The sequence below is a fragment of the Pseudolysinimonas kribbensis genome, from assembly GCF_039531715.1.
Classification (GTDB): Bacteria; Actinomycetota; Actinomycetes; order Actinomycetales; family Microbacteriaceae; genus Pseudolysinimonas; species Pseudolysinimonas kribbensis.
This window is the reverse complement of the sequence record NZ_BAAAQO010000002.1, coordinates 180,837-193,599: the sequence shown is the minus strand read 5'-3', so window position 1 is coordinate 193,599 and position 12,763 is coordinate 180,837. Positions and strand designations below refer to the sequence as shown.

At 72.5% G+C, this 12,763-nt stretch carries 13 protein-coding genes; 10 read left to right on the top strand and 3 right to left on the bottom strand.

Translation table 11 applies throughout. The features are described from left to right. Positions 1 to 37: 37 nt before the first annotated feature. Positions 38 to 640: an NAD-dependent epimerase/dehydratase family protein gene (locus tag ABD285_RS01590; protein ID WP_284253516.1), complete on the top strand. Its 603-nt coding sequence runs from the start codon at positions 38 to 40 to the stop codon at positions 638 to 640. Here ABD285_RS01590 and ABD285_RS01585 read toward each other — a convergent pair. From ABD285_RS01585 to ABD285_RS01575, 3 genes are all read right to left on the bottom strand, one after another. Further along, positions 637 to 1,128 (bottom strand): FBP domain-containing protein, encoded by a 492-nt coding sequence (locus tag ABD285_RS01585; RefSeq protein WP_284253515.1) that lies wholly within the window; start codon positions 1,126 to 1,128, stop codon positions 637 to 639. The genes ABD285_RS01590 and ABD285_RS01585 overlap by 4 nt on opposite strands. Before the next feature lie 137 nt (positions 1,129 to 1,265). After that, positions 1,266 to 1,997: a glycosyltransferase family 2 protein gene (locus ABD285_RS01580; RefSeq protein WP_344199703.1), complete on the bottom strand. Its 732-nt coding sequence runs from the start codon at positions 1,995 to 1,997 to the stop codon at positions 1,266 to 1,268. A 7-nt stretch (positions 1,998 to 2,004) separates the two neighbouring features. Beyond that, complete coding sequence (locus tag ABD285_RS01575; RefSeq protein WP_284253513.1) at positions 2,005 to 2,511, bottom strand: DUF2231 domain-containing protein; 507 nt, start codon at positions 2,509 to 2,511, stop codon at positions 2,005 to 2,007. A 274-nt stretch (positions 2,512 to 2,785) separates the two neighbouring features. On the opposite strand from ABD285_RS01575, the gene ABD285_RS01570 reads away from it, so the two are divergent. The 9 genes from ABD285_RS01570 (at position 2,786) to paaZ (ending at position 12,732) form a co-directional block, all read left to right on the top strand. Continuing rightward, positions 2,786 to 3,928, top strand: coding sequence for a glycosyltransferase (locus ABD285_RS01570; RefSeq protein ID WP_284253512.1), 1,143 nt, complete (start codon positions 2,786 to 2,788; stop codon positions 3,926 to 3,928). Beyond that, entirely contained in the window at positions 3,925 to 4,971 is a 1,047-nt protein-coding gene (locus tag ABD285_RS01565; RefSeq protein WP_344199696.1) for a glycosyltransferase, read from the top strand. The genes ABD285_RS01570 and ABD285_RS01565 overlap by 4 nt, the downstream gene beginning before the upstream one ends. Beyond that, the gene (locus ABD285_RS01560; protein ID WP_344199693.1) at positions 4,971 to 6,449 is read left to right on the top strand and encodes a glycoside hydrolase family 130 protein; all 1,479 of its coding nucleotides are present in this window, start codon (positions 4,971 to 4,973) and stop codon (positions 6,447 to 6,449) included. Before ABD285_RS01565 ends, ABD285_RS01560 begins: the two co-directional genes overlap by 1 nt. Then, positions 6,446 to 7,549 (top strand): glycosyltransferase family 4 protein, encoded by a 1,104-nt coding sequence (locus ABD285_RS01555; RefSeq protein ID WP_284253507.1) that lies wholly within the window; start codon positions 6,446 to 6,448, stop codon positions 7,547 to 7,549. The genes ABD285_RS01560 and ABD285_RS01555 overlap by 4 nt, the downstream gene beginning before the upstream one ends. A 45-nt stretch (positions 7,550 to 7,594) precedes the next feature. After that, entirely contained in the window at positions 7,595 to 7,765 is a 171-nt protein-coding gene (locus ABD285_RS01550; protein WP_284253506.1) for a hypothetical protein, read from the top strand. Between the two features lie 146 nt (positions 7,766 to 7,911). Continuing rightward, complete coding sequence (locus tag ABD285_RS01545) at positions 7,912 to 9,096, top strand: thiolase family protein (RefSeq protein WP_344199689.1); 1,185 nt, start codon at positions 7,912 to 7,914, stop codon at positions 9,094 to 9,096. Beyond that, positions 9,093 to 9,830 (top strand): enoyl-CoA hydratase/isomerase family protein, encoded by a 738-nt coding sequence (locus ABD285_RS01540; protein ID WP_344199686.1) that lies wholly within the window; start codon positions 9,093 to 9,095, stop codon positions 9,828 to 9,830. Before ABD285_RS01545 ends, ABD285_RS01540 begins: the two co-directional genes overlap by 4 nt. After that, positions 9,827 to 10,693 carry a 3-hydroxyacyl-CoA dehydrogenase family protein gene (locus tag ABD285_RS01535; RefSeq protein WP_284253505.1) on the top strand — a complete coding sequence of 289 codons (867 nt, stop codon included), beginning with the start codon at positions 9,827 to 9,829 and terminating at the stop codon, positions 10,691 to 10,693. The genes ABD285_RS01540 and ABD285_RS01535 overlap by 4 nt, the downstream gene beginning before the upstream one ends. After that, on the top strand, positions 10,690 to 12,732 hold the full coding sequence (gene paaZ, locus ABD285_RS01530) for a phenylacetic acid degradation bifunctional protein PaaZ (RefSeq protein ID WP_284253504.1): 2,043 nt from the start codon (positions 10,690 to 10,692) through the stop codon (positions 12,730 to 12,732). The genes ABD285_RS01535 and paaZ overlap by 4 nt, the downstream gene beginning before the upstream one ends. Positions 12,733 to 12,763 lie beyond the last annotated feature (31 nt).

Below are 12,763 nucleotides of genomic sequence, written 5' to 3'. Positions count from 1 at the left end.
GTCCGTGATCCATCCAGAAGAGAGCAGGTACCCCCGAATGTCCAGAATCTTCCTTGCCGGAGCCTCCGGTGTGATCGGCCGCCGGCTGATCCCGCTGCTCGTCGAGGGCGGACACACCGTCGCCGGGATGACGCGGTCCTCGAGCAACGCGGCGCTTCTCGCCGACCTCGGCGCCGAACCCGTCGTGGTCGACGTCTTCGATCGCGACGCGCTGATCGAGGCGGTCGCCGCCTTCCGGCCGGACGTGGTCCTGAACGAGCTCACCGACCTCCCCGACGACGTGACGCGGATTCCCGAGCACGCCGAACGCAACGCCCGGATCCGGACGGTCGGCAACCGGAACATCATCGACGCGGCCCGCGCGAGCGGGTCGCCGAAGATCCTCGCCCAGACAGTGGCCTGGCAGCTTCCGGACGGCCCGGATGCGCTGGCCGTCCGGGAGCTGGAGTCGAGCGTGCTCGCGGAGGGCGGCGTGCTCCTCAGCTACGGGCAGTTCTACGGTCCCGGCACCTACAACGAGGCGCAGCTCCCGGCCGCGCCCCGCGTGCAGATCGACACGGCGGCGGAGAAGACCGTCGCCCTGCTGGATGCGCCGAGCGGGGTCGTCGTCGTCACCGACGAGCCGGTCGCGGCGGCCTAGTCCCCGTCCCTGATCCGGCGCAGGAACGCGCCGACGTGCTCCCGCAGCGCGTCGATCCGGCGCAGGCGCTCGGCCTCCCGGTCGAACCCCGGGTAGGCGAGCACCGGCATCCGGCGCACGTTGCGCGAGCACTCGAAGCCGGCGCAGGCGAGCGTGCCGACCGTGTCGCCGCGACGCCCGGCGTGCCCGGCGCGCCGGGCGCTGAAGAAGGCGACGTCGTTGGGCAGCTGCACGTCGTCGCACCACGAGCACTGCGCCCGGGCGCGTGGTGCGCGTTCCGCCTGCCGGAGCAGCACGCCCGCCGGCTCGTCGTCGACCAGCGCGACGACGTAGCCGGTGAGCGGCTGCTTCGGATCGCGCCAGCCGAGGTAGTCGAGGTCGGGCCAGGGCAGCTCGGCGAATCCGGGCGGGAGCGCGAGCGCCGTGTGCTCGCGCAGGCTCGCGTTGAGAAGGGACGCGCGGACGGCGTCCTCGGAGAGGGCGTGCATGAAGGGATGTCCTGTCGAGAGAAGAAGAAAAAGGGAACGCGGGTCGACAGGACCTACCTCGGGTCGGCGCAGGCGCCGAGGACCTCCATCCGGATCGCGTTCACCCCTCGATCGTACGACTCGGCCGGGGCCGGACGTCAGGACCGGCGCCGGCGTGGCCCGACGAGGGCGTCCCGGTTCACGGCGATCGTGCGGACCCCCCGCCCGATGCGCAGCGCCATCCCGAGCGGCGTCCGCAGCGGCCGCGACGAGATGTGCAGGGCCAGCCCCGGCTCGTAGCGCACGCGCGAGCCGCGGGGCAGCGCGAAGCTCAGGTCGAGATCGTCGTGGACGCGCGGGTCGGTGCGATGCACGCGCGAGCGGGCCGACGCCCAGACGTCCCGCGTCATTGCGAAGTTCGAGCCGAACAGCGCAGGGCGACCGAGCAGCACGACCGACAGCGCGAAGTACGACCGCATGTACAGCAGCGTCGCGATCGGCCGGAGCAGCCGCGGCACGGAGTCCAGCCGGCCCGGGCCGGTGATCGCGTCCAGGCCGGGCTCCGCGTCCCAGGCGGCGTGGATGCGAGCTGTCCAGCCGGGCGGCGGCACGGAGTCGGCGTCGAGCCGCGCGATGATCTCGCCGGAGGCCGCGTCGTACCCGGCGGACGCGGCGGGCGGGATCCCGAGCATCGGCTCCTCGAGAAGCCGCACCCGCCGGCGCCGCGCGATGGTCGGCGTGCGGTCGCTGCTCCGGTTGTCGACCACGACGATCTCGTCGGGCGCGACGGTCTGCCGGTCGAGCGCCTCGAGGCAGCGCTCGAGGAAGTCGGCGTCGTCGCGGACCGGGATGACGACCGACACCGTGCGCCGCACGCCCTCGGAGCTCATCCGGCATTCAACCGCGTCGAGCGCCCTGGTAGGCGGCGCGCTGCGTCTCCTCGTCGGCGACCCGCACGCCGTACCGGTACGCCAGCTCTCCGCCCAGGAACCCCGAGACGCCCAACAGCACCACGGCGATGATGTCGAGCGTCAGCGGGCCGGCGATGCCGTCGGTGTTCACGCGCACGATGAGGTTCACGATGAACAGCACCACCACGACGAGGTTGATGGTCATGTGGATCAGTGCGACGCGCTGCGCCCGGGTGCCCGAGCGGAGCCGGCTGAGGTCCATGAGGCCGAGGACGGCGGCCAGCACCGCGCCGATCAGGCCGATCAGGATCAACCAGCCGGCGGCGTCCCGGTACCCGTGGTCGGCACCCGCCGCCCTGGCGATATCGAAGATGAGCGCCCCGATCCAGGTGCCGATCGGCACCGTGACCAGGAGCGAGTGGAACGGATGGCCGTAGGGCCCGGCGAGCGGGGTCAGCGGTCGCTTCGCGCGGCGGAGGGCTTCGTCGTTCATCTGTTGTCCTTCAGAGCCGGACATCGTGGCATCTCCCTTTCGTTGGATGCGCTCCACTCTGTCCCCGCTGCCCGCGCGATCGCAGAGGCTTGCGGAATCACCGGCCGTGCGCAAGACGGTCGGCGTACACTGGACGTCATAGCCTGCGCGGTCCGGTCCGCGGGGTGAACCGGATGGCCCGAGGGTGCGCTGTTCCCCGAGAGATACCGTTCGGTAGACGTCTCGCATCTTCCGATCACGACATCGTCGTCTCGGAACGAGTGAGAGGTCCATCGTGACCGGATTCAGCTTCCTCAGCACCTATCCCCCGACGCGATGCGGCCTTGCGACCTTCACCGAGGCGCTCGCGATGGCGATCACGCGCGACGGCGAGCCGGACGCACGGATCGTGCGCATGATGGATGAGCTCGCGCAGCCGGCGGTCGCGGCGATCCGGACCCGCTCGCGGATCGTGGCGGAACTCGCGTCCGTGGGAGCCGCCGATGAGTCGGCGATCCGTGCCGCGGCGCGGGCGCTGAGCGCGAGCGATGTGGCCATCGTCCAGCACGAGTACGGCATCTTCGGCGGCGAGGACGGATCGGATGCCGTGCGGGTGCTCGAGCTGCTGACCGTGCCGAGCATCGTCGTCCTGCACACGGTGCTCGATGCGCCCACGGCCGGCCAGCGCGCGGTCCTCGAGCGGGTCGCGGGGTCGGCGAGCGCCCTGGTCGTGATGACCGCGGCGGCGCTCAGCCGGCTCCGCGAGCACTACGCGATCGACCTCCGCAAGGTCAGCGTGATCCCTCACGGCGTCCCCGCATGGGCGGCGGCACCGCGTGAAGCGGGCGACCATCGTTCCGTCTTGACCTGGGGCCTCATCGGACCCGGCAAGGGCATCGAGCACGGCATCCGCGCGATCGCCGCGCTGGCCGGCAGTGAGCCCGACGTTCGCTACATCGTGTCGGGTCAGACCCATCCGAAGGTCGTCGCGCACGAGGGCGAGACATACCGCGAGAGCCTGCATGCCCTCGTGGCCGAGCTGGGACTGGAGGATCGGGTCGTCCTCGAGGACCGCTACCTGGATGCCGCACAACTCGCGGCGCGGGTGGGCTCCGCAGACCTGGTGCTGCTTCCCTACGACTCCCGCACGCAGGTCACATCCGGCGTCCTGGTCGAGGCGATCGCCGCGGGCAAGCCCGTGGTGGCCACCGCCTTCCCCCATGCGGTGGAGCTTCTCGGCGACGGCGTCGGCACCGTCGTGCCCCATGAGGATCCGGCTGCCATCGCGGACGGCGTGCGGGCGGCGCTGGGCCGGCTCGATTCTCCGAATCGGTCGGTCGCCGCCGCGATCACCGGGACGAGTTGGGCGGACATCGCGCCGAGGTATCGCACTCTCGCCGACGACCTCATCGCACACGCCGCCGTGCTCACCGCATGATCGCACTCGATGAACGTCGTCTCGTCGAACAGACCACCGAGCTGCCCCTGACGCATCTGGCGTCCATGAGCGACCACCTGGGCCTCTTCGAGCACGCCGATCACTCGACGCCTCGCCGGGAGCACGGCTACTGCCTCGACGATGTCGCCCGGGGGTTGATGGTGGTGGTCGGCTCGAAGGATGATTCCGCCACGGCGGCCGACCTCCTGGAGACCTACCTGCGATTCAGTGAGGCCGCCATCGCCTTCAACGGACGGGCGCACAACCGGCTGAGCCGGATGGGCGCCTGGACCGATGAGCAGGGCCTCGGCGACTGGTGGGGGCGTGCGATCCGAGCCCTCGGCGTCACGGCCGCCTCCGCGGTCGATCCTTCCGTGCGACAGCGCGCGCGGGTGGCGTTCGAGCGGGCCGCCCGACAGCGATCCCCCCATCTGCGCGCCATGGCGTCGGCCGTGATCGGTGCGGCGTCGGTGCTGGCGATCGATCCGCGCTCGGAGACGGCACGACGGCTGCTGATCGACGGCGTCGCGGCGATCCCGGAGTCCGAGGATGCGACCTGGCCGTGGCCGGAGCCCCGCCTGCGCTACGGCAACGGCACGATCCCGCACGCGCTGCTCGTCGCGGGCGCGGCACTCGGCGACCGGCGCCTGACCGAGCGCGGACTCGCGGCGCTCTCCTTCCTGGTGCTCGTGCAGACCCGTCGAGGACACCTTTCCGTCACGGGCGCGCTCGGCCGGGGGCGCGGCGACGACGGCCCGCAGTTCGACCAGCAGCCGATCGAGGCCGGCGACATCGCCGATGCGGCCGCATGCGCTCATCGCCTGGGACATGGGGAACGGTGGGCGGACACGGTGCGGATGGCGTGGGCCTGGTTCCTCGGCGACAACGATGCCGGGGTCGCCATGATCGATCCCGCCGTGGGGGCGGGATTCGACGGGCTGCAACCCGCCGGCCGCAACCGGAACCGCGGAGCCGAGTCGACGCTCGCCGCTCTCAGCACGTCTCAGCACATGCGGTCGTTGACCGACCACCGGACCCTGTGATGGGCGCGCTCGATCTGACCGACGCAGGCGCCGGGCTGCACGCCGACCCGGCGCGGGTGACCGCGAGGCTCTTCCTGCCGGGCGAGGGGCCGACCCGGGTTCGCTCTCGCGCCGGCGAGATCGTCGACCGCGTCCTGGCCCTCCCTCCGATCACTCTCCGGCAGAGCGCCGAGGCCATCGTCCGCGACTTCGGCGAACGACACGACGGGCTCATCGACCTGCTGACGCGCCATGCCGAGACGGTCGCGTCCGCGGGTTCCGGATCGCGTCCCGCGCAGCTCACCCCGGAGCAGACCATCGTGCTGGGCGCTGTCTTCACGATGGAGTACGCGGTGGAAGGCGCCGCGTTGTGCAACCCCAGCGCGACGCCGCACCCCGACCAGAGCGGGCTGGCCCCCGGAGAGCTTCGCGTCGCGGTCGCGCTGCGGGCGATCGGCGAGGGCCACGTGTCGTCCATCGGGTTCGCCTCGGCCGTGATCGGCTCCGCCGGCTGGGTCTTCGAGCATCGGGACCTCCCGCTGTCGAGCGCGACCATCAGCGAGGGCGACTGGACGCGTGACCACTTCCGTGAGGCGCTCGAGCAGGAGACGCGGCTCAATGAGCTCTCCGCCGCGATCGTCCGCGGGCTGCCGGCCTCCTTTCGCAGCGGGCAGATCGAGGACGCCATTCGCGAGCTCCCGGTCGACCTCGCCCAGCGCCGCGACCTTCACGGCGATCTCGAGGTCGTGCGGGCCATGGCCTGGTCGGCCTACCACGCCCGCTTCGCCGACTCCAGCGACCTGACGCAGCGAGTGCTGCTGCCCTTCTCGTCCGAGGAGAGCCACGGTATGGAAGATGCGCGCTTCGTCCAGGTCGAGAACGACGACGGCAGCCGCGAGTACCGCGCGACGTACACGGCCTACGACGGGCGCACGATCGCCCCCCGCTTGATCGTCTCGGCCGACCTACGGCATTTCCGCATCCATCGTCTGTCCGGCGCCGCTGCGGTCAACAAGGGGATGGCTTTGTTCCCGCGCAGCGTCGGCGGCCGGCAGCTCGCACTGACCCGCACCGATGGCGAGAACCTCGCGCTGGCTCATTCGCAGGACGGCCTGGTCTGGACGGACGACGGCATCGTGCATGCCCCGAGCCGCCTCTGGGATGTCGTCCAGAGCGGCAATTGCGGCTCGCCGATCGAGACGGACCGAGGTTGGCTGGTGCTGATCCACGGCGTCGGACCGATGCGCACCTACAGCCTCGGCATGGTGCTGCTCGATCTGGACGATCCGAGCCGCGTCATCGCCCAGCTGGACGACCCGCTCCTGTATCCCCACGGTCTGCTCCGCGACGGCTACGTGCCCAACGTCGTCTACTCCTGCGGGGCGCTGCTGCACGACGGGACGCTGTGGCTGCCGTACGGCGTGGGCGATGCGCACATCCGCGTCGGCTCGGTCGGATTGGACGAGCTGCTGGCTGCGCTGACACCGGTCGCCGCATGAGGATCGGCATCCTGGCTCCCGTCGCCTGGCGCACCCCGCCGCGCCACTACGGGCCGTGGGAGCGCGTGGCCGGCCTGCTCGCGGAGGGCCTGGTCGCCGCCGGCGAGGAGGTGACCCTGTTCGCGACCGCGGACTCGGTCACGAGCGCCACTCTGGATGCCGTCGTGCCCTACGGCTACGCCGAGGACGACGAGCTCGACGGCCGGGTGCAGGAGGCGCTGCACGTCGGCCACGCGATCGCGCGCTCCGGCGACTTCGACCTGATCCACAGTCATCTCGACTGGCTTCCGCTCGCCCTCTCCCGGTCGTGGCGCGCGCCCGTCGTCACGACCATCCACGGATTCTCCGGACCGCGGATTCTGCCGGCTTATCGAGCGGCCCAGCAGGTGCCGAGCGCGGCCCACTACGTCGCGATCTCGGACTCCGATCGCAGCCCGGAGCTGAGCTACGCCGCAACCATCCACCATGGCATCGACCTCTCCGAGTTGACGGCGAGCGCGCACGCGGGCGACGCCCTGATGACGCTCGGACGGATCCATCCCGACAAGGGCACGGCGGATGCGATCGAGATCGCCCGGCGCAACGGACGGCCGCTGATCATCGCGGGCATCATCCACGACCAGCGCTACTTCGACGAGGAGGTCGCCCCGCACCTCGACGGCGAGCACGTCCGGTATCTCGGGTCGATCGGCCCCGAGGAGCGGTCGCGACTTCTCGGTTCGGCCGCCGTCTTGCTGCACCCGATCCATTTCGACGAACCCTTCGGCCTGTCGGTCGTCGAGGCGATGGCCTGCGGCACGCCCGTCATCGCCTACCGGCGGGGATCGATGCGCGAGATCATCGACCAGGGCGTCACCGGCTACGTCGTCGATGACCTCGACGCCGCGAACGCCGTCGTCGAGCCCGCGGCCCGGCTCGATCGCATCCGGATCCGGGGCACGGCCGAGCGCCGCTTCGCCGTGGACCGGATGGTGCGCGACTATCTGGAGGTCTACCGGCGCGCGGTGTCGCGGGTGCCCGCCGGACCAGCATTTCGCGACCGGACGGGTGCAGGCCTCTCCTCCGGGGCGGAGCGCACCCACCGGGCGCCCGAGCGTTGACTGTGCGATGCGGATCGCGTTCCGTCCTGCGCCTACCGTCAATGGATGCTGATCCTGGTCATCGTGCTGCTGGTGCTCTGGGCGATCCTGTCGGTGGTCGGCTTCGCCATCAAGGGTCTTCTGTGGCTGGCGATCATCGGCGTGATCCTGTTCGTCGCGACCCTCGTCATCGGCCTGATCCGGCGAGCCGCCGTCCGCCGACGCACCAAGGCATGATCGGCACGACCGAGGCCCTGCCATCGACCGGATGCGGCGGTCGCCGCTCGAGCCGGACGGCAATCCGTCGCCCGGGCACGGACGTTGACGCCCCCGATCCGGTGTGAAATCATAACCGAACGGCAGGTCAGTAAATCGGAGGCAGCGTGGCCGACGCATTCCTGGTGGGCGGCGTGCGGACCCCCGTCGGCCGCCACGGCGGCGCGCTTGCGGGCGTGCGGCCCGACGACCTGGCCGCGCTCGTCGTCGGCGAGGCCGTGCGACGGGCGGGCGTCGATCCGGCCGCGATCGACGAGGTGGTGCTCGGCGCCGCGAACCAGGCGGGGGAGGACAACCGCAACGTCGCCCGGATGAGCGTGCTGCTCGCCGGCCTGCCCGATGCGGTGCCCGCGTACACGGTCAACCGGCTGTGCGCCTCGGGGATGACGGCGATCGTGCAGGCCGCGCAGGCGATCCGCGCGGGCGACGCCGACGTCGTGATCGCCGGCGGCGTCGAGTCGATGACGCGCGCCCCGTGGGTGCAGGCCAAGCCGGCGAAGCCGTGGGGCGGGCCGGGGGAGTCCTTCGACACGTCGATCGGATGGCGGTTCGCCAACCCGCGACTGCTCGCCCGCGACAAAGCGACGTATTCGATGACCGAGACCGCGGAGGAGGTGGCGCGGCTCGACGGCATCCGCCGCGACGAGGCCGACGCGTTCGCCCTGCGCTCGCACCGGCGCGCGGTCGCCGCGATGGAGGCCGGGCGCTTCACCGCCGAGATCGTCGACGTCGAGACCGCGACCGGGGTCGTCGCGGTCGACGAGGGACCGCGCCGCGATACGAGCCTCGAGAGACTCGCGGCGCTGCGCCCGGTGGTACGGGGCGGCCGCGTCGTGACGGCCGGCAACTCGAGCGGGCTGAATGACGGCGCCTCCGCGATCGTCGTCGCGAGCGGCGCGGCCGTCGAGCGGTACGGGCTGCGGCCGAGGGCGCGGGTCGTCGGCTCGGCGGCGGCCGGGATCGCCCCCGAGATCATGGGCCTCGGGCCGGTCCCCGCCACGCAGAAGGCGCTCGCCCGCGCTGGGCTCACGGTGGGCGACCTCGGCGCGATCGAGCTCAACGAGGCGTTCGCCACGCAGTCGCTCGCCTCGATCCGGCGGCTCGGCCTCGACGAGGAGCTCGTCAACGCCGACGGCGGCGCCATCGCCCTCGGCCATCCGCTCGGCTCCAGCGGCTCGCGGATCGTCGTGACGCTCCTCGGCCGCCTGGAGCGCGAGGACGCGCGGTACGGTCTCGCCACCATGTGCGTCGGCGTCGGCCAGGGGCAGTCCCTGATCCTGGAGCGGGCGTGAGCGAGGTCCGGATCACCGCGGCCGCCGATCGCGTCGAGGTCGTGCTCGACCGCCCCGACGTGCGCAACGCGATCTCCCGCGCGATGGTCGACGAGCTGCACGCCGTCTGCGCGGAGCTCGAGACGGATCCGCGCATCCTGATCCTCGCCGGATCGACCGCGGCATTCGCCTCCGGCGCCGACATCGCCGAGCTGCGTGAGCGGAGGGCCGCCGATGCGCTCGCCGGCATCAACGCGCGGATCTTCGACCGGATCGCGCGCCTGCCGATGCCGGTGATCGCCGCGATCGACGGCTGGACGCTGGGCGGGGGAGCCGAGCTCGCCTACGCCGCCGACATCCGGATCGCCGGCGAGGGCCTGCGCATCGGCAACCCCGAGACCGGGCTGGGCATCATCGCCGCGGCCGGCGCGATGTGGCGCCTGCCCGAGATCGTGGGCCGATCGCTCGCGACCGAGCTGTTGCTCACCGGCCGCATCCTGGACGCGGCCGAGGCGCTCGCCGCCGGCCTGGTCAGCCGGGTCGTCCCGTCGGCGGAGCTCATCGCGACGGCGCACGAGCTCGCCGACCGCATCGGGCGCAACGACCCGCTCGCGACGCGGATGACCAAGTCGGTGCTCGCCGCCCCGCGCGAGGAGCATCCCGGGGTCGACGAGGAGGCCCAGGCGGTGCTCTTCGAGTCGCCGGAGAAGCGGCGGCGCATGACCGAGTTCCTGCAGCGGCGGAGCCGGCCGTGAGCGTGCCCGCGCGCGTCGGCGTGCTCGGCGGCGGCCGGATGGGCGGCGGCATCGCCCACGCGTTCCTCCTCGCGGGGGCGCAGGTCGTGGTGGTCGACCGGCCGGAGGTGCTCGACCGCGCGCGGGACGGCATCCGGGTCTCGGTCGATCGCAGCCTCGAGCGCCACGGAGCCTCGCGCCCGCGCGACGAGCTGCTCGGCGCGCTCGAGGTCGTCGCCGACCGGCGCGCGCTCGCCGACCGCGAGCTCGTCATCGAGGCGGTGCCCGAGCTGCCCGAGCTCAAGGCGGAGGCCCTCGGCGGCGTCGAGGCGCTGCTCGCCCCGGATGCCGTGCTCGCCTCCAACACCTCCTCGCTGTCGATCGACGGCCTCGCCACCGGCCTTCGCCGTCCACAGCGCTTCCTCGGCCTGCACTTCTTCAACCCGGTGCCGGCGTCGTCGCTCGTCGAGGTGGTGCGCGGCGCCGCGACCGAGCCGTCGATCGTCGCCGCGGCGCAGTCCTGGGTGCGCGAGCTCGGCAAGGCCCCCGTGACGGTCGCCGACGCGCCCGGCTTCGCGTCGTCGCGCCTCGGCGTCGCGCTCGCGCTGGAGGCGATCCGGATGCTCGAGGCCGGCGTCGCGAGCGCCGACGACATCGACGCCGCGATGACGCTCGGCTACCGCCACCAGACCGGCCCGCTGCGCACGACCGACATCGTCGGGCTCGACGTGCGGCTCGACATCGCCGAGCATCTCGCCGCGGAGCTCGGCGACCGGTTCGAGCCGCCCGCGCTGCTGCGACGCATGGTCGCCGAGGGCCGGCTCGGCCGCAAGTCCGGTGCCGGGTTCTTCGACTGGCCCGATCCCGAGAAAGGCGCCCGATGACCACGATCCTGCCCAGCTACGTCGAGGACGCCTGGTGGATGCCCGCCGACGAGGCCGACGCCACGCCGGTGCGCGACGCCTCCACCGGCGAGCTCGTCACCTCGATCAGCACCCGTGGGCTGGACCTCGCCGCCGTCCTCGAGCACGCCCGCACCATCGGTCAGGCATCGCTCGGCGCCCTGACCTTCCACCAGCGCGCACTGCTGCTCAAGCAGTTCGCGCTCGCCCTCACCGAGCGCAAGGAGGAACTGTACGAGCTGTCGGCACGCACCGGGGCCACCCGGCGCGACGCGGCGATCGATGTCGACGGCGGCATCGGCGTGCTCTTCACCTACGGGTCGAAGGGGCGGCGCGAGCTGCCGAACGCGACGGTCTACGTCGACGGACCGCCCGAGGCGCTCTCGGCCGACGGGTCCTTCCTCGGGCAGCACGTCTACACGCGCCTGCCCGGTGTCGCGGTGCAGATCAACGCGTTCAACTTCCCGGTGTGGGGGCCGCTGGAGAAGTTCGCGCCGGCGTTCCTGGCCGGGGTGCCGACGCTCGTGAAGCCGGCGACGCCGACCGCGTACCTCACGGAGGGCTGGGTGCGGATCCTCGTCGACTCGGGCCTGCTGCCGGCGGGCACGCTCTCGCTGGTCTCCGGCGCCGTGCCGGAGCTGTTCGAGCACCTGCGGCTCGGCGACCTCGTCGCGTTCACCGGGTCGGCGAGCACGGCGGACCGCCTGCGGTCCCACGACGCGGTGCAGACCGGCGGCGTGCGCTTCACGTCGGAGACCGACTCGCTGAACGCGTCCGTGCTGGGGCCCGACGCCGTCGCCGGCACGCCCGAGTTCGACGCCTACGTCGCGCAGCTCGTCACCGAGCTGACGGCCAAGGCGGGGCAGAAGTGCACGGCGATCCGGCGCGCGATCGTGCCGATCGACCGGGTGGATGCCGTGGTCGAGGCCGTGCGCGCCCGGCTCGACGCGCGCGTGGTGCTCGGCGATCCGCGCACCGAGGGCGTCACGCTGGGACCGCTCGCCTCGCTCGCCCAGCGCGACGAGGTGCGCCGCCAGGTGGCGGCGCTGCAGGCGGCCGGCGGCCGGATCGCGATCGGCGATGTCGGCGATCCGGTGGGTGCGCGGGCGGAGGGGGCGTTCCTCGCCCCGATCGTGCTGACCTTCGACGACCCCGACGCGTCCGCGGCGCACGACGTCGAGGCGTTCGGACCGGTGGCGAGCGTGCTCGGCTACGACGGGCTCGCCGACGCCGCCCGCCTGGTCGCCCGCGGCGGCGGCTCACTCGTGACGAGCCTCGCGACGCACGACCCGGCGGTCGCCGTGGCGCTCGCGGCCGCCATCGCGCCCTACAACGGCCGGCTGCTCGTGCTCGACCGCGACGACGCCCGCACGTCGACGGGCCACGGCTCGCCCGTGCCGCATCTCGTGCACGGCGGACCCGGACGCGCGGGCGGAGGCGAGGAGCTCGGCGGCATCCGGGCGGTGCTGCACCACATGCAGCGCACGGCGATCCAGGGCTCGCCCACGATGCTCACGGCGCTGACCGGGGTGTGGCATCCGGGGGCGCCAACCGACGCCGGGCGGCACCCGTTCCGCAAGAGCCTCGCCGAGCTGCGCCTCGGCGACCGGGTCGCGTCGGGCTCGCGCACGGTGAGCCTCGACGATATCGAGACGTTCGCCGCCTTCACCGGCGACACCTTCTACGCGCACATGGACGAGGAGGCCGCCGCCGCGAACCCGTTCTTCCCGGGGCGGGTGGCGCACGGGTACCTGCTCGTCTCGTGGGCGGCGGGACTGTTCGTCGACCCGGAGCCCGGTCCGGTGCTCGCGAACTCGGGGCTGGAGAACCTGCGGTTCGTGACCCCGGTGTCGCCGGGCGACGCGATCCGGGTGGAGCTGACCGCGAAGCAGATCACCCCGCGCGAGACCGACGACTACGGCGAGGTGCGCTGGGATGCCGTGCTCCGCAACCAGCGCGACGAGGTCGTCGCGACCTACGACGTGCTCACCCTCGTCGCGAAGCAGCCCGTGACGGCGTAGCCGACTTTGCCAAAAACGCCCAGTGCGCCCA